The 19,984-nt window shown below is 63.5% G+C and carries 20 protein-coding genes; 10 read left to right on the top strand and 10 right to left on the bottom strand.

The features are described 5' to 3' along the window. Window positions 1-39: 39 nt before the first annotated feature. The 3 genes from FHS31_RS13985 to FHS31_RS13975 form a co-directional block, all read right to left on the bottom strand. Complete coding sequence (locus FHS31_RS13985; RefSeq protein WP_167074602.1) at window positions 40-252, bottom strand: hypothetical protein; 213 nt, start codon at window positions 250-252, stop codon at window positions 40-42. A 49-nt stretch (window positions 253-301) separates the two neighbouring features. Next, the gene (gene clpA, locus FHS31_RS13980) at window positions 302-2,629 is read right to left on the bottom strand and encodes an ATP-dependent Clp protease ATP-binding subunit ClpA (protein WP_167074600.1); all 2,328 of its coding nucleotides are present in this window, start codon (window positions 2,627-2,629) and stop codon (window positions 302-304) included. Window positions 2,630-2,752: 123 nt separating this feature from the next. Beyond that, window positions 2,753-2,950 carry a DUF1192 domain-containing protein gene (locus tag FHS31_RS13975; protein WP_167074598.1) on the bottom strand — a complete coding sequence of 66 codons (198 nt, stop codon included), beginning with the start codon at window positions 2,948-2,950 and terminating at the stop codon, window positions 2,753-2,755. Between the two features lie 77 nt (window positions 2,951-3,027). Here FHS31_RS13975 and FHS31_RS13970 point away from each other — a divergent pair, with 77 nt between their 5' ends. The 7 genes from FHS31_RS13970 (at window position 3,028) to FHS31_RS13940 (ending at window position 10,174) form a co-directional block, all read left to right on the top strand. After that, complete coding sequence (locus tag FHS31_RS13970; protein WP_208408732.1) at window positions 3,028-4,029, top strand: NAD(P)H-quinone oxidoreductase; 1,002 nt, start codon at window positions 3,028-3,030, stop codon at window positions 4,027-4,029. 261 nt (window positions 4,030-4,290) lie between these two features. Then, the gene (locus FHS31_RS13965; protein WP_167074596.1) at window positions 4,291-6,204 is read left to right on the top strand and encodes a CocE/NonD family hydrolase; all 1,914 of its coding nucleotides are present in this window, start codon (window positions 4,291-4,293) and stop codon (window positions 6,202-6,204) included. Between the two features lie 30 nt (window positions 6,205-6,234). After that, window positions 6,235-7,137, top strand: a complete 903-nt coding sequence (locus FHS31_RS13960; RefSeq protein ID WP_167074594.1) for a hypothetical protein — start codon at window positions 6,235-6,237, stop codon at window positions 7,135-7,137. Continuing rightward, window positions 7,134-7,985, top strand: a complete 852-nt coding sequence (locus tag FHS31_RS13955) for a hypothetical protein (protein WP_167074592.1) — start codon at window positions 7,134-7,136, stop codon at window positions 7,983-7,985. The genes FHS31_RS13960 and FHS31_RS13955 overlap by 4 nt, the downstream gene beginning before the upstream one ends. 151 nt (window positions 7,986-8,136) lie before the next feature. Next, on the top strand, window positions 8,137-8,946 hold the full coding sequence (locus FHS31_RS13950; protein WP_167074590.1) for a hypothetical protein: 810 nt from the start codon (window positions 8,137-8,139) through the stop codon (window positions 8,944-8,946). 3 nt (window positions 8,947-8,949) lie between these two features. Then, the gene (locus FHS31_RS13945; RefSeq protein ID WP_167074588.1) at window positions 8,950-9,807 is read left to right on the top strand and encodes a hypothetical protein; all 858 of its coding nucleotides are present in this window, start codon (window positions 8,950-8,952) and stop codon (window positions 9,805-9,807) included. A 91-nt stretch (window positions 9,808-9,898) separates the two neighbouring features. Continuing rightward, a complete protein-coding gene (locus FHS31_RS13940; RefSeq protein WP_167074586.1) occupies window positions 9,899-10,174 on the top strand; it encodes a hypothetical protein in 276 nt (91 codons plus the stop codon). A 62-nt stretch (window positions 10,175-10,236) separates the two neighbouring features. Here the strand turns inward: FHS31_RS13940 and FHS31_RS13935 are convergent, their stop codons facing one another. After that, entirely contained in the window at window positions 10,237-11,235 is a 999-nt protein-coding gene (locus FHS31_RS13935) for a GSU2403 family nucleotidyltransferase fold protein (protein WP_167074585.1), read from the bottom strand. Window positions 11,236-11,300: 65 nt separating this feature from the next. After that, complete coding sequence (locus FHS31_RS13930; protein ID WP_167074584.1) at window positions 11,301-13,079, bottom strand: ABC transporter transmembrane domain-containing protein; 1,779 nt, start codon at window positions 13,077-13,079, stop codon at window positions 11,301-11,303. 101 nt (window positions 13,080-13,180) lie between these two features. On the opposite strand from FHS31_RS13930, the gene FHS31_RS13925 reads away from it, so the two are divergent. Next, window positions 13,181-14,500, top strand: a complete 1,320-nt coding sequence (locus tag FHS31_RS13925; protein WP_167074582.1) for a polyhydroxyalkanoate depolymerase — start codon at window positions 13,181-13,183, stop codon at window positions 14,498-14,500. Between the two features lie 39 nt (window positions 14,501-14,539). Further along, entirely contained in the window at window positions 14,540-15,514 is a 975-nt protein-coding gene (gene dgcA / locus FHS31_RS13920) for an N-acetyl-D-Glu racemase DgcA (RefSeq protein ID WP_167074580.1), read from the top strand. A gap of 129 nt (window positions 15,515-15,643) precedes the next feature. Here dgcA and FHS31_RS13915 read toward each other — a convergent pair whose 3' ends face one another. The 5 genes from FHS31_RS13915 to FHS31_RS13895 form a co-directional block, all read right to left on the bottom strand. Continuing rightward, window positions 15,644-16,132, bottom strand: a complete 489-nt coding sequence (locus FHS31_RS13915) for a pyridoxamine 5'-phosphate oxidase family protein (RefSeq protein WP_167074578.1) — start codon at window positions 16,130-16,132, stop codon at window positions 15,644-15,646. Between the two features lie 58 nt (window positions 16,133-16,190). Further along, complete coding sequence (locus tag FHS31_RS13910) at window positions 16,191-17,420, bottom strand: mechanosensitive ion channel domain-containing protein (RefSeq protein ID WP_167074576.1); 1,230 nt, start codon at window positions 17,418-17,420, stop codon at window positions 16,191-16,193. A 117-nt stretch (window positions 17,421-17,537) separates the two neighbouring features. Further along, the gene (locus FHS31_RS13905) at window positions 17,538-18,575 is read right to left on the bottom strand and encodes a DNA topoisomerase IB (protein WP_167074574.1); all 1,038 of its coding nucleotides are present in this window, start codon (window positions 18,573-18,575) and stop codon (window positions 17,538-17,540) included. Further along, window positions 18,572-18,961, bottom strand: coding sequence for a hypothetical protein (locus tag FHS31_RS13900; RefSeq protein ID WP_167074572.1), 390 nt, complete (start codon window positions 18,959-18,961; stop codon window positions 18,572-18,574). The genes FHS31_RS13905 and FHS31_RS13900 overlap by 4 nt, the downstream gene beginning before the upstream one ends. Further along, a complete protein-coding gene (locus FHS31_RS13895; protein WP_167074570.1) occupies window positions 18,958-19,140 on the bottom strand; it encodes a hypothetical protein in 183 nt (60 codons plus the stop codon). The genes FHS31_RS13900 and FHS31_RS13895 overlap by 4 nt, the downstream gene beginning before the upstream one ends. A gap of 80 nt (window positions 19,141-19,220) precedes the next feature. On the opposite strand from FHS31_RS13895, the gene FHS31_RS13890 reads away from it, so the two are divergent. Then, window positions 19,221-19,862 (top strand): S24 family peptidase, encoded by a 642-nt coding sequence (locus FHS31_RS13890; protein WP_167074777.1) that lies wholly within the window; start codon window positions 19,221-19,223, stop codon window positions 19,860-19,862. Window positions 19,863-19,984 lie beyond the last annotated feature (122 nt).

Here is a 19,984-nt window from a genome sequence, read left to right as displayed (position 1 = left end):
GGCACTTCCGTGAGGATCGCGTTCAGGCGATCGGGGGCTTCAAAGCCCGTTGCCGGTCGGCACCCGCTCCGCCTCGCCGATCGCCGCTTCGCGCTTGTCGACACGGCGGCTCAGCACTTCGATCCGCCGGTTGATATCCAGCCGCTCGTGGCGCGCGTCCGACAGGCTGGTTTTGATCTCGCGCGTTGCCCGCGCGATGAACAGCAACGTCAGCACATCCAGAAATATCGAGGTCCAAGCGACCCAGGACATCCAACCCCCTAATAGCTGAGAGCCGCGTCGCCGCGCGGCCCTCGCTTCGTCATGCCTGTTCGGCTTTGCTTGGCAGATCGCCCTTCTTCTGCCCCTTCTTTTTGGCTTTCGGAGGGGCCGAGACGATCTCGAACGCGAGCGCGCCGTCCTTCATATGGACCTTCACTTCACCGCCGTTGACCAGCTTGCCGAACAATAGCTCCTCGGCGAGCGGCTGCTTGACCTTCTCCTGGATCAGGCGGCCCATCGGTCGCGCGCCGTACATCTTGTCGTAGCCGCGCTCGGTCAGCCAAGCCTTCGCCTCTTCATCCAGGCTGATATGCACATCGCGGTCGGCGAGCTGCAGTTCCAGCTGGAGGATGAACTTCTCGACAACGCGGCCGATCACCGGCGTCGGCAAATAGCCGAACGGCACGATCGCATCGAGACGGTTTCGGAATTCCGGCGTGAACATCTTCTTGACCGCTTCCTCATCCTCACCCTCGCGGGTGAGGTTGCCGAAGCCCAGGCTCTCGCGCGCCATGTCGGAAGCGCCCGCATTGGTCGTCATGATCAGGATCACGTTGCGGAAATCGACCGACTTGCCGTGCTGGTCGGTCAGGCGGCCGTTATCCATCACCTGGAGCAGGATGTTGAACAGGTCCGGATGCGCCTTTTCGATCTCGTCGAGCAACAGCACGCAATGCGGCTGCTGATCGACCGCGTCGGTCAGGAGGCCGCCCTGATCGAAACCGACATATCCCGGAGGCGCGCCGATCAGACGGCTGACCGAGTGGCGCTCCATATATTCGGACATGTCGAAGCGCTGTAGCGGAATGCCGAGAATCGAAGCAAGCTGCTTCGCCACCTCGGTCTTGCCGACACCCGTGGGGCCCGAGAACAGATAATTGCCGATCGGCTTCTCGGGATCGCGCAGGCCGGCACGGCTGAGCTTGATCGCCGAGGACAGCACCTCAATCGCCTTGTCCTGTCCGAACACGACCCGCTTGAGATCCTGCTCCAGCGTCGCCAGCGCCTTGGTGTCGTCCGAGGAAACCGTCTTCGGTGGGATGCGCGCCATCGTCGCGATGACGGCCTCGATCTCCTTCGAGGTAATCACCTTCTTGCGCTTGGACGGCACGACCAGCATCTGCATCGCGCCGACCTCGTCGATCACGTCGATCGCCTTATCGGGCAACTTACGATCGTTGATATAGCGCGCGGACAATTCGACCGCCGACTTGATCGCATCGGGCGTATATTTCACCGAGTGATGCTGTTCGAACGCCGAACGCAGCCCCGCGAGGATCTTGATCGTATCCTCGATCGTCGGCTCGTTGACGTCGATTTTCTGGAAGCGGCGGAGCAGCGCCCGGTCTTTCTCGAAGTGGTTGCGGAACTCCTTGTAAGTGGTCGAACCGATGCAACGGATCGTGCCGCCCGACAGCGCGGGCTTGAGCAGGTTCGATGCATCCATCGCGCCGCCCGAAGTGGCGCCCGCGCCGATCACCGTGTGAATCTCATCGATGAACAGCACGGCGTGCGGCAGCTTCTCGAGTTCGTTGACGACCTGCTTCAGCCGCTCTTCGAAATCGCCGCGATAGCGCGTGCCCGCCAGCAGCGCGCCCATGTCGAGCGAATAGATCACCGCTTCCAGCAGCACGTCGGGCACCTGCTTCTCGACGATCTTGCGCGCGAGGCCCTCGGCGATGGCGGTCTTGCCGACGCCGGGATCGCCCACATACAGCGGGTTGTTCTTGCTGCGGCGGCAGAGGATCTGGATCGTGCGATCGACCTCGGGACCACGCCCGATCAGCGGATCGACGCGGCCGTCCTTGGCCTTCTCGTTCAGGTCCACGCAGAATTGCTTGAGCGCGCTCTCGCCCTTCTGCTTGCTTTCGGACTTGGAGCTCTTCTCGTCGTCCTGGCCCTTCACTTCGCGTTGCTCCGTGGATTGGCCGGCCTTGCCGACACCGTGGCTGAGGAAGCTTACCGCATCGAGGCGGCTCATGTCCTGCTGCTGCAGAAAATAAACGGCATAGCTCTCGCGCTCGCTGAAGAGCGCGACGAGCACGTTGGCGCCCGTCACCTCCTCGCGGCCCGAGGACTGGACGTGAAGGATCGCGCGCTGGACGACGCGCTGGAAGCCGCTGGTCGGCGATGGATCGGCGTTGCCGCTCGATTTCAGCGCGTCCAGCTCGGTATCGAGATAGGTGGTGACGGCGGATTTCAGTTCGCCGAGATCGACGCCGCAGGCGCTCATCACCTTGGCGGCATGCTCGTCACCGATCAGCGCGAGCAGCAGATGCTCCAGGGTCGCATATTCGTGGCGGCGCGACGAGGCGGCCGTCAGCGCGTTATGCAGCGTTTGCTCTAGTTCGCGGGCAAAAGATGGCATGTTACGTGTCTCCCGCTGGACCACTAAAGGGGGAGCGATCCGGCTCACCCTCTATTTCGTGACGCTTTTCCCGCCTTTCAAGAAGCGTGCCAGAAAGCCCTTCTTGCCAGACGAGAAGCCCAATCATCGCTTGAATAAGCTTTCAGCGTTTGCGCGATGGTTAATGGCGAAATTAATTTTGGCGCGGCAGCGGGCGATTTCGCCCTCCAGCGCAGCGATGCGCGCATTCAATTCTTCGACCGAAAGCGGATCGAGATCCTGACGCACCAGCTGGGCGAGAGGATCGCCGGAGGAGCTGGGCAGGATATCTTCGAGATCCATGGCCATGATCGTTGACCCTCAGAGGACGCCTGTCAATAAAGCGCGCCCGCGCTGCGGCGGTTCCCTGGGGATAAGTGATGGCCGATCTTCCGAAATCCATGATCGCCGTCGATCCGGCCGAGCCGGGCGGGCCCGAGGTGCTGGTGCCCGTCGAGCGGCCGGTGCCGCGTCCTGGCCCGGCCGAAGTGCTGATTCGTGTGGCAGCCGCCGGCGTCAATCGCCCGGAAATCATGCAGCGCGAGGGCAAATATCCGCCGCCGCCCGGCACCACATCGATCCTGGGCATGGAGCTGGCGGGCGAGGTCGTGGCGCTCGGCGAAGGCGCGGACCCGAGCCTGCTGGGGAGCAACGTCTGCGCCCTGGTCGCGGGCGGAGCCTATGCCGAATATGCGGTCGCCCCGGCCGCGCAATGCCTGCCCGTGCCAGAGGCGTTAAGCCTGATCGAGGCCGGCGCGATGCCCGAAACCTTGCTCACCGTTTGGGGCAACGTCTTCCATCGCGGCCATGCCCAGGCCGGGGAGACTTTGCTCGTCCATGGCGGCACGAGCGGCATCGGCACGATGGCGATCCTGCTGGGCAAGCTGTTCGATCTCAAAGTAATCGTCACCGCCGGCGGTGCGGACAAATGCGCCCGCGCGCTGGAGATCGGCGCGGCGCATGCGATCGACTATAAGGCCCAGGACTTCGTCGCTGAGATCGAGGCGCTGACCGGCGGCAAGGGCGTGGAAATGGTGCTCGATATGGTCGGCGGCGATTATGTCGCGCGCAATCTTCAGTGCCTGGCCGACGAAGGCCGCCACATCTCGATCGCCGTGCAACGGGGGCCCGATGCCACGATCCCGATCTGGCAGGTGATGCGCCGCCGTCTCCACCTGACCGGATCGACCCTGCGCGCACGCGAAGCGGCGTATAAGGCGCTGCTCACCGCCGAGATCGCCGCCAAGGTGTGGCCCTATGTCGCTGCGGGTGACTTGCGTCCGGTCATCGATCGCACCTTCCCGCTTGCGCAGGCAGCGGACGCCCATCGTAACGTCGAAAGCGGCGCCCATGTCGGCAAAACGATATTGACGATGGATTAGGCCTTACTAACAATCGCCGCCTTCTTTCCTTCAAAGGATGGCCGACAATGAAAATTTACATTTCGGCTCCGTAATTTTCCCGAATATCTGCGATGATTTCGTCATGTATAGTGGCGCTTGTCATTGAGGCGGAGGGAGCTTTCTTTTCACCCCCCATTACCCCCGAAAGGGCGGCGGATCTCCGCCTCAATGATTTCCTTCGCGTTTAGGGCCACCCGAAGACGCTTGACGGCGCAAGGCATTTGGCACTTTCCTTGCCCGATGAGCAAAGCCCCCCTCGCCATCCTGGCAGCCCTGTTCGCCACCACCGCACTCGCCGCCACGGGCCAGCCCGTGACGAGTCCGCCCAACGATATCCCGGCCAAGTTCGAACAGCCGACCGAGGCCAACGATTATATCAAGCGCAAGGTCGATATCCCGATGCGCGACGGCGTGAAGCTGCACACCGTGATCGTCATCCCCAAGGGCGCGCACGGCGCCCCGATGCTGCTCACCCGCACGCCCTATAATGCCGACAAGCGCGCGGAGCGGAAGGCAAGCAACTCTATGCTGTCGCTGCTCGCGCAGGGCGACGAGGTGTTCGTGCAGGCGGGCTACATCCGCGTCTTCCAGGATATCCGCGGCAAATATGGATCGGAGGGCGATTATGAGATGACGCGCCCGGTGCGAGGGGCCCTCAACCCCACCAAGACCGATCACACCACCGATGCCTGGGATACGATCGACTGGCTGGTGAAGAATGTGCCCGAATCGAACGGCAAGGTTGGCATGCTCGGCTCAAGCTATGAGGGTTTCACCGTCGTCATGGCGCTGCTCGATCCGCACCCGGCGCTCAAGGTCGCGGCGCCCGAGAGCCCGATGGTCAACGGCTGGATGGGCGACGATTTCTTTCATTATGGCGCGTACCGCCAGGGCGGGAACGACAGCTATTTCGTCAGCCAGGAGGGATCGCGGAAGGGAGGGGACGATCTCATCACCTCAAACGCCGATCAATATGATGCTTACCTGGCCTACAGCTCGAACGGCGATTTCGCGCACGCGCACGGCGTCGATCAGACGGGCATGTGGAAGCGCGTTTCGCAGCACCCGACCTATGACGCTTACTGGCAGGGGCAGGCGCTGGAGGATCTGATCGTCAAACATCCCTCCACCGTCCCCACGATGTGGGAGCAGGGGCTGTGGGATCAGGAGGATATGTGGGGCGCGATCCACAGCTATGAAGCGCTCAAGGCCGCGGGCCATGGCGCGACGAATTATATGGTGATGGGCCCGTGGCGGCACAGCGGCGCCAATTATGACGGCTCCAGCCTCGGCGTGCTCAAGTTCAACGGCGATACCGCCACTGAGTGGCGGCGCGATTATCTGCTGCCCTTCTTCAACGCTTATCTGAAGGACGGCGCACCCGCGTTTGAGCCGCCCAAGGCGCTGATCTACAATCCCGGTCTCAATCACTGGGAGAAGTTCGCCGATTGGCCGCTGGCCTGCCCCAAAGGCTGCCAGCTGCCACTCAAGCCACTCTACCTGCAAACCGGCTTCGGCCTCTCGTTCGACAAGCCCGCGAGCAAGGGCGGGGACAGCTACGTCTCCGATCCCGCCAAGCCGATCCCCTACGTGCCGAGGCCCGTGGGTGGCCGCGACCAGTGGACGACCTGGCTGACCACCGATCAGCGCAACGTCTCAACCCGCCCCGACGTGCTTGCTTATCAAACGCCGGTGCTGACCGCCCCGGTGAAGCTCTCGGGGCAGGTGATCGCGGACATTTTCGCTGCCACCACCGGCAGCGATGCCGATTGGGTGGTCAAGCTGATCGACGTCTATCCGCCCGAAACGCCCTCGACGCCCGAGATGGCCGGCTATCAGCTGCCGATCGCGATGGACATCTTCCGCGGCCGCTATCGCACAAGCTTCGAACATCCGAGCCCGATCCCGGCGGGCAAGGTGGAGAAATATAAATTCCGCCTGCCGATGGCGAACCACGTCTTCCAGCCGGGGCACCGCATCATGGTCCAGATCCAGTCGAGCTGGTTCCCGCTCTACGATCGCAACCCGCAGACCTATGTCCCGAACATCTTCTTCGCCAAGGCGTCCGATTACAAGACCGCGACGATGACCATATCGCGCAGCCCCGCCGCGGCGAGCGCGGTTTGGCTGCCCGTTGTGGAGAGTGTACAATAAACTTTCTTCGGTCCCCAACGGAGAGATCACATGGTTCGCTTTGCATATCTTGTCTTGATCGCCGGGGCGGCCACGGCGGCGGCGCAGACTATCCAGAAGCCCGCGCCGGACATTGTCGTCGAGGGGCAGAAAGAGGCTGCGGACATCGCGCGCTTCACGGCCAACCCGCGGCTGCCCGGTGCCTTTCAGCTCGAAGCGCAGCGCAACATGAGCCAGGCGCAGATCTTCACCAAATGCGCCAAGCCCGATGCCGCTACCTTGCGTACCATCCTTGAGGGGCCGCCCAATGACGCCCACACCATCTCGGCACAGGGCGATTTCGTCGAACGGCATATCACCTGCCATCTGCTATATGCGGGCGCGGGCGGGGAGACGAGCCTGGGGCCCACGATCCAGGGGCGAATGATCGGTTCAAGCGCTACCGATTTGAATAGTAGCGGCAACACGAGCGATCAGCGGATTGGCGTCGAAAACACCGTCCACCCTGATCGCCAAGAGCTCGCGCGCGGGCTTCAGGGTCTCTACGATCGCGGCGCCTTGCGCGATTATGCGATCGCCACCTATGCGCCGGACATCAGCTTGACCAAGTCACAGACGCATGATGATGCGGTCGTCTCTCGCTTCATGGCCATCGAACAAGGGCGAAATCGCTTCCGCGATTCCACCGATCTCGATTATTTCAAGACCGCCGTCTGCATGGTCCACGCGGAGCCGGGCATCGCCAGCCGGATCGCACATACGAAGCCTAACTCAGCAGAGTCGAACAGCCTCGGCTACACATTGCTATCCCGCGCGCGCGGCTGCGTGCCGGGCGCCAAGCGTATTCAGGTCGAGCCCAACCAGTTCCGGATCTACGTCGTCGAGGCGCTCTACCGTTGGGTGGAGGCGGCGCGCGGCGTCGACAGCCTGATCCCCAGCGTTTGGGAAGAATGATGCCCCGTTTGCATGTTTTTATCGCCGGCCTAGTGGTCATTGCTTGTTCTCAGGGCGCGCCGGCGCAGGACTCCAAAGCCTCCCAAGGCCCCGACATCATCGTCAAGGGTGAAAAGGAGGCAAAGGATATCGCCAAATTCACGCGCAACCCGCGCGTCCCCGGCGGCTACCAGATCGAATCGCACAACGAACTCAGCGAGTCGGAGATTTTCCTGACCTGCGCCAGGCCCAGCGCCGCGCTGCTGCGGCAAGTCATCGAAGGCCCGCCCAACGCCGCCGATACGATCACCAGGCAGGGCGAGTTCGTTGAGCAACATTTGAACTGCCACCAGCATTACAATGCATCCGCGTTCACCGGCTCTTCGGGCTTCGGCCCGAGCCTGATGCCCAAGGAGTTCGCCACCGATAAGGACGCGCAAAGCCTTGGCCGAAGCTACCAGGGCTTCTTCGATCGCGCCGCGATGCTGGATTATGCGATAAAGACCTACGCGCCGGACATCGGCCTGACCAAGGCAGAAACGCATGACGATGCCGTGATAGAGCGCTTCAACAACACGGAGCGGGCGCGCAACCGCTACCGCTGGCCGGAGGATCTGCGATATTTCAAGGTGGCGATCTGCATGGTGCAAGCCGAACCTGATCTCGCCACACAGATGATCCATACGCCGACCGGATCCAACCAATCGGCTAAGTTGGGCTTCAACATGCTGTCCCGCGCGCGCGAATGCGTTCCGGGCGCCAACCGCATCCAGGTCGATCCTGTCCAGTTTCGCGTCTACGTCACCGATGCGCTGTATCGCTGGGTGGAAGCAGCGCGCGACGTTGAAAGTCTGATCCCCGCGAGCTGATGGCCGAAGCGCCGGCCCTGCGCTCCCATGCTCGGACGTCTCGCCGGATTTGGGTCGATCCTGCCAAATTTCATGCCTATATCCACGATGCTTTTATCGCTGACTGGAGGCAGCGGAGAAGCGTCGAGCACCTCGTTCCCGGAAGGTGAGAATGACCAAGAGCCAATTCCTCGTGCCCCTCCTTGCCGCTTTCGGGCTCGCGCATGCCGCCGCTGCTCAGCAAACCGCGCCGCCGCCCGCCGCATCCCAGGCTCCGGCGCCGACGATCGTCGTCACCGGCACGCCCGATGAGTCCAAGAATCCCATCGCTGCCAATCCGCGGATTCGTGCGGATATGCAGATCGAAAGCCGCACCAATTACAATCAGTCGAGCATCTTCGTTCATTGCGCACCGCCCGATGCCGCCACGCTCCGCTCCGTTCTCGATGGGCCGCCCAATGAGCAAACCACCGTCTTCACGCTCGGCCGCTTCGTAGAGAAGCATATCCAGTGTCATCAGCATTATGATTATTCGAATCACCCCGATCCGGTCGATCTCGGCCGCAGCCTGCAGGGCTTTTACGATCGCGGCGCGATGCTGGAATACGCGCTCAACACCTATCAGCCCAACCTGAAGCTGAAGCGTTCCGATACGCACAAGCAGGCGATCATCGACCGCTTCAACGCCGTAGAGCAAGGCCGCAACCGCTATCGTTGGCCGGAGGACATTGCCTATTTCAAGGTTGCGATCTGCATGGTGCAAGCCGAGCCCGATCTCGCTGGGCAGATGATGCGGAGCGATCCCGGAAGCCCGCAATCGGAAAGGATCGGCAAGACTATCATCGCGCGTGCGCACGCCTGCCGCCCGGACGCCAAGCGGATCGAAGTCGATCCTACGCAGTTTCGCATCTACGTCCTCGATGCTTATTACCGGTGGGCGGAAGCGTCGCAGGGGTTGGAGAGTCTCATTCCTGGAGGTTAAGCGATGAAACCCACGTTGTTTTTTCTCCCTCTTTCCATCGCTGTCGTGGTGCTACCCGTCAGCGCGCAGCGGATATCCACGAACAATGCGGATAATGCCCCGCCGATCACCGTGCGCGGTATCCCCGATGCCCCTCCCAATCCGAAGGCGACATTGAACCCCCGCGTGCCGGGCAGCTTCCAGATTGAGTCCAGCAACGCCTACAGCCGCGCCGACATTTTCGTGCGCTGCGTTGGGCCCGATGCGAAGGCACTGTGGCCGATTGTCGAAGGGCCGCCCAACGAAACGACAACTGCGACCATGCAGGGTCTTTTCGTCATGCATAATAGGGCCTGCCGGATCGCGGGAAGCGAATTAGGCTTAGCAAACCCCACAGACCTGGGGCGTTACAGCAACGCGGGGACGCCTAATAGCGATAGCCAGGTGTCTGGGTCGCCAACGGCATTTTATGACCGTGGCGCGCTGATCGAATATGCGATTAAGAAATATGCCGCGGACGTTCGGGTCACTAAGGCGGATACGCACAGCGAGCCGGTGGTCAACCGCTTCATCGCCGTGGAGCAGGGCCGCAATCGCTTTCGCTGGCCCGAGGATCTTGCGTACTTCAAGATCGCGGCCTGCATGGTCCAAGCCCAGCCTGAGCTTTCGAGCGATCTGATCGCTAGTAAACCGGGCTCTGTAAATGCCAGCCGCATCGGTTTTACGATCATCGCGCGCGCGCATCTTTGCGTGCCTCGGGCACGCCACATCGAAGTCGATCCCACCCAATTCCGGGTTTACATCGCCGACGCATATTATCGTTGGGCAGAAGCTACCAAGGGCGTGGATGCACTAGTCCCTGCGCGCGATGAAGCGTCCTGACTCCACAAGTTGCCCCACTCCAGCGACGGAGCGAGGCACGTCCGTCTCCTGTTGGTCGTTTCACATCCGACCATAACGATAGGAGATTGATATGCGTACCCTGATATATGCAGCAACGTTCGCCCTGCTGCCCGCTGGCGCGCTCGCGCAATCGACGACGACTACGCAGACCACAACCCAGCCTGCCGATCCGAGCGTACCGGCAACGACGAGCACGACCTCGACGGTGAACACCTCCGATCCGACTGATCCCGCGGCCACCACCGGCACGGCGCAGACCACGACCACCGTGGCTCCCGATCCGAACAGCCCGACGGGCGCGACCAAAACGAAGACCAAGACCAAAACCAAGAGCAGCCCTTACTGATCGGCTGAACACGGTTAGGAAACAGACGGCGGGGCTTCGGCTCCGCCGTATTTCTATGCTTGCTACCAGTTCGGAGCGGCGCGGTCCGGCCTACGCGCATGCCATGCCCGATAAGCGGCCTCGAGCTCGACCGGAATGTCGTCTTCGAAAGCGGCATCCAAAGGATAATGAGGCATCGCCAGCCACACCGCGTCCAGCAATTCTCGGCCCTGAATGCGATCCTTATTGCGCTTGAGTGGATCGCGCTTCGCCTGCTCCGCCATCCAGAGCTTCTGCAGCGCGAACCAGCGCGGATCGGGCGCGACGACGCGCGCGACGCTCGCGTCGCGGCAGGGCACCACCTGATCGACAGCACGACCGAGCAGCAGCCATTCCTGTTCGGGCAAGGGCACAGGCCGAGGCCAATCGCGCTTCGGCAATGTGTGAACCAGCGACGGCGCAACGAGCAGCTCGACCTCATAAGCCTTGGCGTTTCGCGCCTGGAACGTCCGTTCCGTGTTCATCGTGTAAGTGGGATCGATCGCCTTGAGCAGTGGACCGATAGCAGGCGCCTCCATGGCCTCGGCCGCCGTCCAAGCAAGCTCGAAACCCTCGGTTTCGTCGGGCGCGTCGGGGAGGCTGGCACTGGCCTCCAGGGCATAAGCCGCCATCGCATTTGTGCCGACGACAAGCAGGGCGCCATCGAGCAGGCCGCGACGATCCGCCTCCCGCAGGATCGGTCCGGCGGCGCTGGCCAGCATAGGGGTGCGCAACGCGCGCGCGAGCCGAGCCGTCTCCTCGATACGCGCCCGTCCGCCGTCGCGCTGTTCGCGTAACAGCGCTTTGCGTTCGTCATAGGCGCGGAGCACCGCCTCCTTCTCAGGCGACCAGGGACCAAGGCTGCGGCCGTTGCCGATGCGATCGGCGATTTCATACAGATAGGATCGGCCGCCGACCTGCTTGCGCCGCAGATCATAGGGTAAGCCCATCATCTCTCGCTCGACCGCGATCCAGCCTTCGTATCGCTGGCGTAGATTGACCAGCACACGCGCTTGTTCATCGCTAAAAGGGCGGATCGCCATACGCTCTTATCCAGCAAAAGGGCGATTTTGGCAATTTGCTGGACAAATACCTTTAATTCAATGTCTTACGCAGCCTCGCCATCGAACTGCAGCTTGGCCAACCGCGCGTATAGCCCGCTCTTCTTGACCAACGCATCATGCTTGCCCTGTTCGACAATGCGGCCGTGATCCATCACGATGATGCGGTCCGCCATCCGCACCGTCGCCAGGCGATGCGCGATCACCAGCGTCGTGCGGCCTTTCATCAGCCGTTCCAGCGCGCGCTGGACGAGGCGTTCGCTTTCGGCATCCAGCGCCGAGGTCGCCTCGTCGAGCAGCAGCAAAGGCGCATCGCGGAGCAAAGCGCGCGCGATCGCGACGCGCTGGCGCTGGCCGCCCGATAGCCGCGCCCCGCCCTCGCCGAGGTAGGTATCGAGCCCCTGGGGCAGGGTTTCGAGGAATTCGGCGGCGTTGGCGGCGCGCGCCGCGTCCCAGATCGCCGCATCGTCGGCATCCCAGCGGCCGTAGCGGAGATTGTCGCGCGCCGAGGCCGCGAAGATCACCGTCTCCTGCGGCACCACCGCGATCCGCGCCCGGACGTGCGCGGGATCGGCCTGGGTCAGCGCCACGCCATCGATGCGCACCGTTCCCGCCGTGGGATCGTAGAAGCGCTGGGCGAGCTGGAAGAGCGTGGTCTTGCCCGCGCCGGACGGGCCGACGATCGCCACCGTCTCGCCGGGCTCTACGCTCAAGCTGAAATCCGCCAGCGCCGCTACTTCCGGCCGCGTCGGATAGCGGAACTCGACATGATCGAAGCTGAGCGCGCCGCGCGGCGGCAGCGGCAGCGCCTGCGGCTTGGCCGGCGGCGCGATCGTCGGCTGCTCGGCAAGCAGCTCGCCCAGCCGCTGCGCCGCGCCCGCGCCGCGCAGCAGATCGCCATAGACCTCGGTCAGCGCGCCCAAGGCACCCGCCACCAGCCCCGCGGTGATGACGAACGCCGCGATATCGCCCCCGCTCATCCGCCCGGCAACGACGTCGATCGCGCCCTCCCACAGCACGAAGGTGATCGATCCGAACACCATGCCCATGATGATCGCGGTCATCATCGCGCGCATCAGGATGCGGCGCCTGGCGGTGGCGAAGGCGGCTTCGACATGGTCGGTGAAGCGGCGGCGCTCGCGGCCTTCCTGCCCGAAGGCCTGGACGATCTTCATCGCGCCCAGCACCTCGGTCACCGCGGTGCCGATATCGGCGATGCGATCCTGCGTGGTGCGCGAATAAGCGCGCACGCGCCGGCCAAGCAGGCGGATCGGGATGACGATCACCGGGATCGCCAGCACCATCAGCCCCGCCAGCTTGGGTGCCAACGCAAACATATAGATCACCCCGCCGATCGCGGTGCAGATATTGCGCAGCGCGATCGAGACCGTGGAGCCCACGATCTGTTCGACCAGCGCGGTATCGGAGGTGAGTCGCGATGCGATCTCGCTCGGCCGATTCTCTTCGAAATAGGCGGGCGAGAGGCGCAGGAGATTGGCGTGCACCGCGCGCCGCAGATCGGCGACGGTTCGCTCGCCCAGCCAGGAGACGAAATAGAAGCGGAAAGCGGTGGCGATCGCCAGCGCCACCACGATCATCAGCATGTAGTGGAAGGAAGCGCCGATGCTGGCCGCGGTGCCGCCGGCCAGAAAGCCGCGGTCGATGATCCGCTTGAAAGCGTACGGAAAGGCCAGCGTCGCAGCCGAAGAGACCGCCAGCGCCGCGATCGCCGCTGCAATGCGGCCCGGATATTTGGCGGCCGAGCTCCATACCAGGCGAAGCTCGCCGATGCGCTTTTTCGGTTCGGGCGAGTCCGAGGTGGCCATGGCGATGGGCCTAGCAGGCGTCCGACCCCGGCTCAATCATATCGCAAGGCTCTTGTTGCATAGCAGCACGTTCAGCGCCACATGGGGCTCAGGAGACAAATGTGCTGTACGAAGCTTTTGAACTTCAGCGCAATTGGTTTGCCGGTGCGGGCGCGCTGGCCGAACTGAGTGCCGATTGGTGGAACAACCCGGCCAATCCCTTGGCGAAAACGGCGCTTGGCACGGTGATGGCCTCGGGTCTGGACGTGTTCGCCCACGCCTCCGCCATCTACGGCAAACCAGCGTTCGGCCTGGATACCACGCTGATCGGCGGCACGCCCTTCGCCATCGTCGAGGAGATTGAGGAGGCCAAGCCCTTCGGCCAGCTGATCCATTTCACCAAGCCGGATTACACCGGCCCCGCTCAGCCGAAGCTGCTGATCGTCGCGCCGATGTCCGGCCATTACGCGACGCTGCTGCGCGGCACCGTCGAGCGGCTGCTGCCGGGGCATGACGTCTGGATCACCGATTGGGCCGATGCGCGCGCCGTTTCGCTGGCAGAGGGCCACTTCGATCTCGAAGATTATGTCGATTATGTCATCGGCTTCCTGCGCCACATTGGCCCCGGCACGCACGTGCTGGCGGTGTGCCAGCCGTCGGTGCCGGTCTATGCGGCAACCGCGCTGTTGTCCGCCGTAAAGGATCCCGCCCGCCCGCGCACCCTGACCATGATGGGCGGCCCGATCGACACGCGCGAGGCGCCGACCGAGGTCAACACCGTCGCCACCCAGCGGCCGTTCAGCTGGTTCGAGCAGAATGTCATCGCCACCGTGCCCTGGAATCATCCGGGCGCGGGCCGGAAGGTCTATCCGGGCTTCCTGCAGCTGACCGGCTTCATGGCGATGAACTTCGGCAACCATCTCGCCAGCCATTGGCAGATGTTCCGGCAGCTCATCGACGGCGACCAGGAACATGCCGACGCCACCAAGGCCTTTTACGACGAATATCGCTCGGTCTGCGATATGACCGCCGAATTTTACCTGCAGACGATCGACGTGGTCTTTCAGCGCCACCTGCTGCCCAAGGGCGAGATGACGCATCGCGGCCAGAAGGTCGATCCCGGCGCGATCACCGATGTCGCGATCCTCGCGATCGAGGGCGAGAAGGACGATATCTCCGGCCTCGGCCAGACCAAGGCCGCGCTGAAGATCGCCACCAACCTGCCTAACGCACTCAAGAAATATCATATGGCGAAGAGTGTCGGCCATTACGGCATTTTCAACGGCCGCCGTTGGCGCCAGGAGATCGCACCGGTGATGGAGCAGTTCATCGCCGATGCCGAAGTGCGGGCGGCCGGGACGCCGCGCGCCGCTACGATCGCGCCGGTTATTGTCAAGCCCAAGCGCCCGGTGCGCCCACCGAAAGGCACTTTGGTCGCCTGATCGGTCCTACGCTGGCGTGGGCTGGGCTAGTAAGCGATCATGAGTTTCTGCATCGCCGCACGCATCGAACGCTGGCCCGTGCGCGGCGCTTTCACGATCGCGCGCGGTGCCAAGACGCACGTCGACGTCGTCGTCGCCGAAGTGAGCCGTGACGGGATCACGGGCCGGGGCGAAGCCACGCCGATCTATTATCATGGCGAGACGGCGGAGACGGTCCTCGCCGCGATCGAAGCCCTGGGCAGCGATCTCCTGAGCCGCGCCCATCTCCAGCACCGCCTGCCGCGCGGCGCGGCGCGCAATGCGCTCGATTGCGCGCTGTGGGATTGGGAAGCCAAGCACGCAGGCCGGCCGGCCTGGTCGCTCGCCGGACTGCCTGAGTCACAGCCGCTCACCACGGCTTTCACCATCTCGCTCGGCGAACCTGATCGCATGGAAGCCGACGCCCGCGCCGCCGCGCATCTGCCCTTGCTCAAGCTCAAGCTCGCGGGTGAGGGCGATGAGGCGCGGGTGGCGGCGGTGCGGCGGGGTGCGCCTAACGCGCGGCTGATCGTCGATGCGAACGAGGCATGGACCGGGCACGATGTGGCTGCCGAAGCGGCCAGGCTCCTGCCATTCGGCGTCGAGCTGATCGAGCAGCCGGTCAAGGCGGGCGAGGATCATTGCCTCGATGGCGTGCGGAGCCCGATTCCGCTCGCTGCCGACGAAAGCTGCCAGGATCGCAGCGATCTGCCCCGGCTCGCCGGCCGCTATCAGGCGGTCAACATCAAGCTCGATAAATGCGGCGGGCTGACCGAAGCGTTCGCGCTTGCGGACGAGGCGAAGGCGATGGGGCTGGAGATCATGGTCGGCTGCATGCTCGCCACCTCGCTCGGCATCGCCCCCGCAATGCTGGCCGCGCAGGGCGCGCGCTGGGTGGATCTGGACGGTGCGCTGCTGCTCGCCGAGGATCGCCCCCATGCCCTGCAGCAAAACGGCGGGCGACTTGCGCCACCCGCCGCGGAGTTATGGGGCTGATAATAACCCCTCTCCCCTTGTGGGAGAGGGCGACTCGCGCGAAGCGCGGCGGGGTGAGGGGTAAGCGGCGATGCCGATGCTCGCTACGCTCGCCCCTCTCCCAACCCTCTCCCAAAATGGGAGAGGGCTTTACAGCGTCACAGTTGTCATATTGTCTTTGTAATCTTCCTTGGGATCCTTCCCCAGCAGCTTGTCGATCGCCGCGCCGATGAAGCTGCCGCCCTTCCAGATCGTTGCTTTCTCAGGATCGAGCCGCAGCAGCGCCAGCTTGGGATCGGCCTTGCCGCCCTCGAACCAAGCCTCGACATGGCTGTTCCACAGCTTGTCGACCACCGCGCGATCGGTATCTTCACGCAGGGCACCGTGGATCGTGGCAAACAGGTCATGCCCCTTGCCCGTGTAGGTCGCGATGGCGCGGTTCGATTCGCCCAGCGCCGCGATCAGCGAATTATCCTTGGTGGTGAAGAACCACAAAGTGTTGCCGGTATCCTCGTCATGCTGTGCCGTCATCGGCTGGGCATGGCCATCGCGCGCGCCATCGACGCCGAGCATCAGGAACGGACTGGACTTCAGCTCCTTCCAGAGGCGGCCTTCCAGATCGGCTTTATCGTCAAACATCGAAAATCTCCCGTAATCGGGAGAAGAACCGGCGAATGTCGCAGGCGGTTCCTCATTCCTATTCCGGGGCTTCTTCCGGGCCTACCGGCATCGGCGCAGGATCCGCGAGATTGCTCCGCGCGGCGGCCTTGTTCACGCCGGCCGAGGGCCTGACCGGCTTGCCGTCCGGCCCCGCCTCGATCGTGGTCTGCGTTGGCCAGGCGAAATCGATGCCCGCATCGTTGAACGCCTGCAGGATGCGAACCGAGACTTCGTGCCGGGCGTTGAACACCTCGTCATACAGGCTCGACTGAACATCATATTGCAGCTGGAAATCGAGGCTGGAGGCGCCGAATTCGGAGAGGCCGCAGCGCACCAGCTTGCACTTGGGCACGTCCTCGACGACCTTCTTCACCATCTGCGGCACCCGCTCGCACACCTCGGGCGGCGTGTAATAAGCGAGCCCTAGCGTCGTCACGATCCGCCGCCGATTGAGCCGCGCCATATTGTGCAGCTCCTTGTTCAGCAGGTTGGTGTTGGAGATCACCACCTCCTCACCCGTTACGGCGCGCACCCGCGTGGTCTTGAGGCCGATCGCCTCCACGGTGCCGCTGGTCTTGTCCCAGGTGATCGAATCGCCCTGGCTGAACGGCCGATCGAAAATGATCGACAGCGCCGAAAAGAGATCGTCGAAGATGCCCTTGGCGGCCAGACCGATGGCGATGCCGCCGATGCCGAGCCCCGCGATCACGCCGGTGACGTTGACGCCGAGGTTATCGAGGATCGCCACCGCGGTGATCGCGAACAGCACCGTCGTCACCAGCATGCGGATGATGCCGACGGCGCTGGAAAGCCCGGCGTGATTGCCGCCGCCGGCGCGATGCTCGACCAGGCTCATCACCAGCTCGCGCACCCAGATCGCCACCTGGATCGCGGAGGCGATCGTGAAGAGCACGTTGATGGTCTGCGCCACCATCACCGGCGGATCGGCATAGCCATCCACCAGCTTGGCCGCGAACAGCACCATGAAGACGATGCTGGTCTTGCTCGTCACGCGGCCCAGCGTGCGCGGCCAATGCGTCAGCCACTTGTCCTGCCGCGCGCACAGCCGCGTGGCGAGCGTGCGCAGACCGAGCATCGCCAGCACCAGCACCGTCGCGACCGCAACCGCGATGCCGATCTGGAGATAATGGCGCAGCAGCCAGTTCCAGCTCTGATCGAACAATTGCTGGAACGCGGTGCGCGAAACGATCAGCGGCGGCGGCTTGTGGGCTGCTACGGCTGCATTGGTGGTTGTGGCATCAGGCATGACAGCCTCGCATAAGCGCGATCGGTACTCCGGCGAAGGCCGGAGTGCTGGAAAGTAGGCGCGGCGCGGGTGGCCGGCGCTCCGGCCTACGCGGGAGCATGGTTTCACATTGGATCATCATGCGGCCTTGGCTTGGGCTTTCGCGGCTTTCCGCTCCAAAGAGGCGATCTCGTCCAGAAACGCGATCAACGCGCGTTCCGGGCCACGCATCCATTTGGTCGCGCGCGGAAGCTTGAGCTCGCAAAGCCCAGTGGCGTCGCCGGTGCGACACAGCTCGATCAGCGCGGGATGGACGTAGGATTTGCGGCTGATCGCGGGCGTGTTGCCCAGGCTCGCCGCCACCCGTTCCAGCATCGGCTTCAACGCAATCTTGCCGCTGTCCTGCGCGGTTTCGAGGATATGCTCGAACGCCAGCAGGCTCGCCCCCCAGGTGCGAAAATGCTTGGCGGTGAAGGCCCCGCCGGTGGCTTCACGGATATAATCGTTGACCTCGCCCGATCCGACCGGGTGCGGTGCGCCCTCGCTATCGAGATATTCGAACAGATGCTGGCCCGGCAAATCCTGCGTCTTCTTGACCAGCGCCGCCAGCCGCCGGTCCTCGATCGTCAGCTGCTGCTTCTTGCCCGATTTGCCCATGTAGGCGAGCTTCAGCCGGGCGCCTTTGACCTGCGCATGGCGGTTGCGCAGCGTCGTCGCGCCGAAGCTCTTGTTCTGCTTGGCATAAGCTTCGTTGCCGACGCGGATGTGGCCGAGATCGAGCAGGCGGACGACCGCCGCGACCACCGTATCCTTGTCCAGCTTACGGCTCGCCAAATCCTCCGCGACGCGCGCCCGCAGCAGCGGCAACGCGCGGCCGAAGTCGGCGCATTTTTCATATTTCTGCGCATCCTGCTGCGCGCGGAAGGCGATATGATAACGATATTGCTTGCGCCCCTTATCGTCGATCCCTGTCGCCTGGATATGGCCGTGCGGGCTCGGGCAGAACCAGGCGTCCTTATAGGCCGGCGGCAAGGCGATAGCGTTTAGCCGATCGATCTCGTCGCGGTCAGTGATCCGTTTTCCTTTTGCATCGCTATACGCCCAGCCATGGCCCGCCTTCTTGCGCGTGATGCCGGGCAGCGCATCATCGACGTAGCACAGATTTGTTTCACTCATGCCGCAGCCAACGGCACAAAAGCGCGCTTCGTTCCGCATGTCGTCCCGCCATACCCCTCGCCTTGCCCCTCGGCGCATTGCCGTTGGGGCGGAAATACGTCCGCGCGTTCGATCGTCAGCGCCTCGATTAAGACCATCCGCCGCTCTCCTAAGATCACGCTCTCGGTCACTACAATGTCGGCCAGCAGATGCTCCCTGAGATCGAACTCAGCGTCCTCGATCCCCTCAAGGAAGGCCGTCGCTTCATCGGCGGCGATCACCAGCCGCAGCGTGTGGTGAGCACCGGTGAAGGTCACGCTCGCCCACGGCCGCTCGTCGGCGGCCAGCACGCAGCAAGGGCCGCGATCCATCAGCGCCCGCACCAGCATATCCACCGCAGCCCTCATATTGCGGCCTCCTCATCCTTGAGGAAGCGTTCGATCCGTTCGGCGGTGTCCCGCCGCAGCCGCCGCCCGGCGCGCAATCCCCGGATGAGATGCGGATCGTTGACCACCAGCCGCCCGAAGCGGCTCGGCGTCATATGATGCGCCCGCAAATAGCCCTCGATCTCCTGCAATATCCCCACGACTCGACTCCTGCGTACCTATTACGTTCTTGTTGCAGGACATTTCCCACTTTGCTAGGAGATTTCCTATTGTGGGAAAAATTGAGGGAAATGAAGAGGCGCGCGCCGCACTGCAGGCGCTGATCGAGGATCGGCGGGAGGATTATGCCGGCCTGTCGCGCCTGCTCGGCCGCAACGCCGCTTATGTTCAGCAATTCGTCAAGCGCGGTAGCCCCAAGCGCTTGTCCGAGGCTGACCGTGCGACGCTGGCAGCCTATTTCGGCGTCCCCGAAAGCCTGCTCGGCGGCAAGCCGGAGGCGGCCCCGGCGGAGCTTTATGCGGTGCCACGCCTCGATGTCGGTGCGTCGGCCGGACCGGGCAGCCTCGATCCTGCCGAGCGCGCGCGCGAGCAACTCGCCTTCCCGCCACGCCTGCTCCGCGATCTCGGCGCGCGCGATCTCAGCGCTTTGTCGCTGATCCGCGTCACGGGCGATTCGATGCGCCCGACGCTCTCCGACGGCGACGACATCCTCGTCGACCGCAGCGACGCCGCCACGGGCTTGCGCGACGGCATCTACGTGTTGCGCATCGAGGAAGCCTTGCTCGTCAAGCGCATCGCGCTCGGTCCTGCCGGCCGCATCGCCATTCGCAGCGACAACCCCGATCATCCGAGCTGGGAGGATCAGGACAAAGCGACACTGGCGATCGTCGGGCGGGTGCTATGGGCAGGTAGACGGCTTTAGGTGTTCAGGGCCGCGTCGCCGATCGCCTAGGTTGTATCGACATTTAGGATTCCAAAAGGGTTTGATGTCTGATTCATGAGGTTCCGTGTTGAGACGCGGAGCGGACGATGGGGATCAAACGG

Origin of the sequence: Sphingomonas vulcanisoli (genome assembly GCF_011761305.1) — a bacterium.
Taxonomy (GTDB): domain Bacteria; phylum Pseudomonadota; class Alphaproteobacteria; order Sphingomonadales; family Sphingomonadaceae; genus Sphingomonas_I; species Sphingomonas_I vulcanisoli.
This window is presented reverse-complemented; position numbering and strand designations above follow the sequence as displayed.

What these genes read in the sequence shown, in the direction of transcription:
- FHS31_RS13970 (WP_208408732.1), top strand. Translation starts at nt 3,028, where the DNA reads ATGGCCGATCTTCCGAAATCCATGATCGCCGTCGATCCGGCCGAGCCG.
- FHS31_RS13950 (WP_167074590.1), top strand. Translation starts at nt 8,137, where the DNA reads ATGACCAAGAGCCAATTCCTCGTGCCCCTCCTTGCCGCTTTCGGGCTC.
- FHS31_RS13910 (WP_167074576.1), bottom strand. Translation starts at nt 17,420, where the DNA reads ATGCCTGATGCCACAACCACCAATGCAGCCGTAGCAGCCCACAAGCCG.
- FHS31_RS13905 (WP_167074574.1), bottom strand. Translation starts at nt 18,575, where the DNA reads ATGAGTGAAACAAATCTGTGCTACGTCGATGATGCGCTGCCCGGCATC.
- FHS31_RS13955 (WP_167074592.1), top strand. Translation starts at nt 7,134, where the DNA reads ATGATGCCCCGTTTGCATGTTTTTATCGCCGGCCTAGTGGTCATTGCT.
- FHS31_RS13940 (WP_167074586.1), top strand. Translation starts at nt 9,899, where the DNA reads ATGCGTACCCTGATATATGCAGCAACGTTCGCCCTGCTGCCCGCTGGC.
- dgcA (WP_167074580.1), top strand. Translation starts at nt 14,540, where the DNA reads ATGAGTTTCTGCATCGCCGCACGCATCGAACGCTGGCCCGTGCGCGGC.
- FHS31_RS13930 (WP_167074584.1), bottom strand. Translation starts at nt 13,079, where the DNA reads ATGGCCACCTCGGACTCGCCCGAACCGAAAAAGCGCATCGGCGAGCTT.
- clpA (WP_167074600.1), bottom strand. Translation starts at nt 2,629, where the DNA reads ATGCCATCTTTTGCCCGCGAACTAGAGCAAACGCTGCATAACGCGCTG.
- FHS31_RS13900 (WP_167074572.1), bottom strand. Translation starts at nt 18,961, where the DNA reads ATGAGGGCTGCGGTGGATATGCTGGTGCGGGCGCTGATGGATCGCGGC.
- FHS31_RS13965 (WP_167074596.1), top strand. Translation starts at nt 4,291, where the DNA reads ATGAGCAAAGCCCCCCTCGCCATCCTGGCAGCCCTGTTCGCCACCACC.
- FHS31_RS13985 (WP_167074602.1), bottom strand. Translation starts at nt 252, where the DNA reads ATGTCCTGGGTCGCTTGGACCTCGATATTTCTGGATGTGCTGACGTTG.
- FHS31_RS13945 (WP_167074588.1), top strand. Translation starts at nt 8,950, where the DNA reads ATGAAACCCACGTTGTTTTTTCTCCCTCTTTCCATCGCTGTCGTGGTG.
- FHS31_RS13975 (WP_167074598.1), bottom strand. Translation starts at nt 2,950, where the DNA reads ATGGATCTCGAAGATATCCTGCCCAGCTCCTCCGGCGATCCTCTCGCC.
- FHS31_RS13915 (WP_167074578.1), bottom strand. Translation starts at nt 16,132, where the DNA reads ATGTTTGACGATAAAGCCGATCTGGAAGGCCGCCTCTGGAAGGAGCTG.
- FHS31_RS13960 (WP_167074594.1), top strand. Translation starts at nt 6,235, where the DNA reads ATGGTTCGCTTTGCATATCTTGTCTTGATCGCCGGGGCGGCCACGGCG.
- FHS31_RS13935 (WP_167074585.1), bottom strand. Translation starts at nt 11,235, where the DNA reads ATGGCGATCCGCCCTTTTAGCGATGAACAAGCGCGTGTGCTGGTCAAT.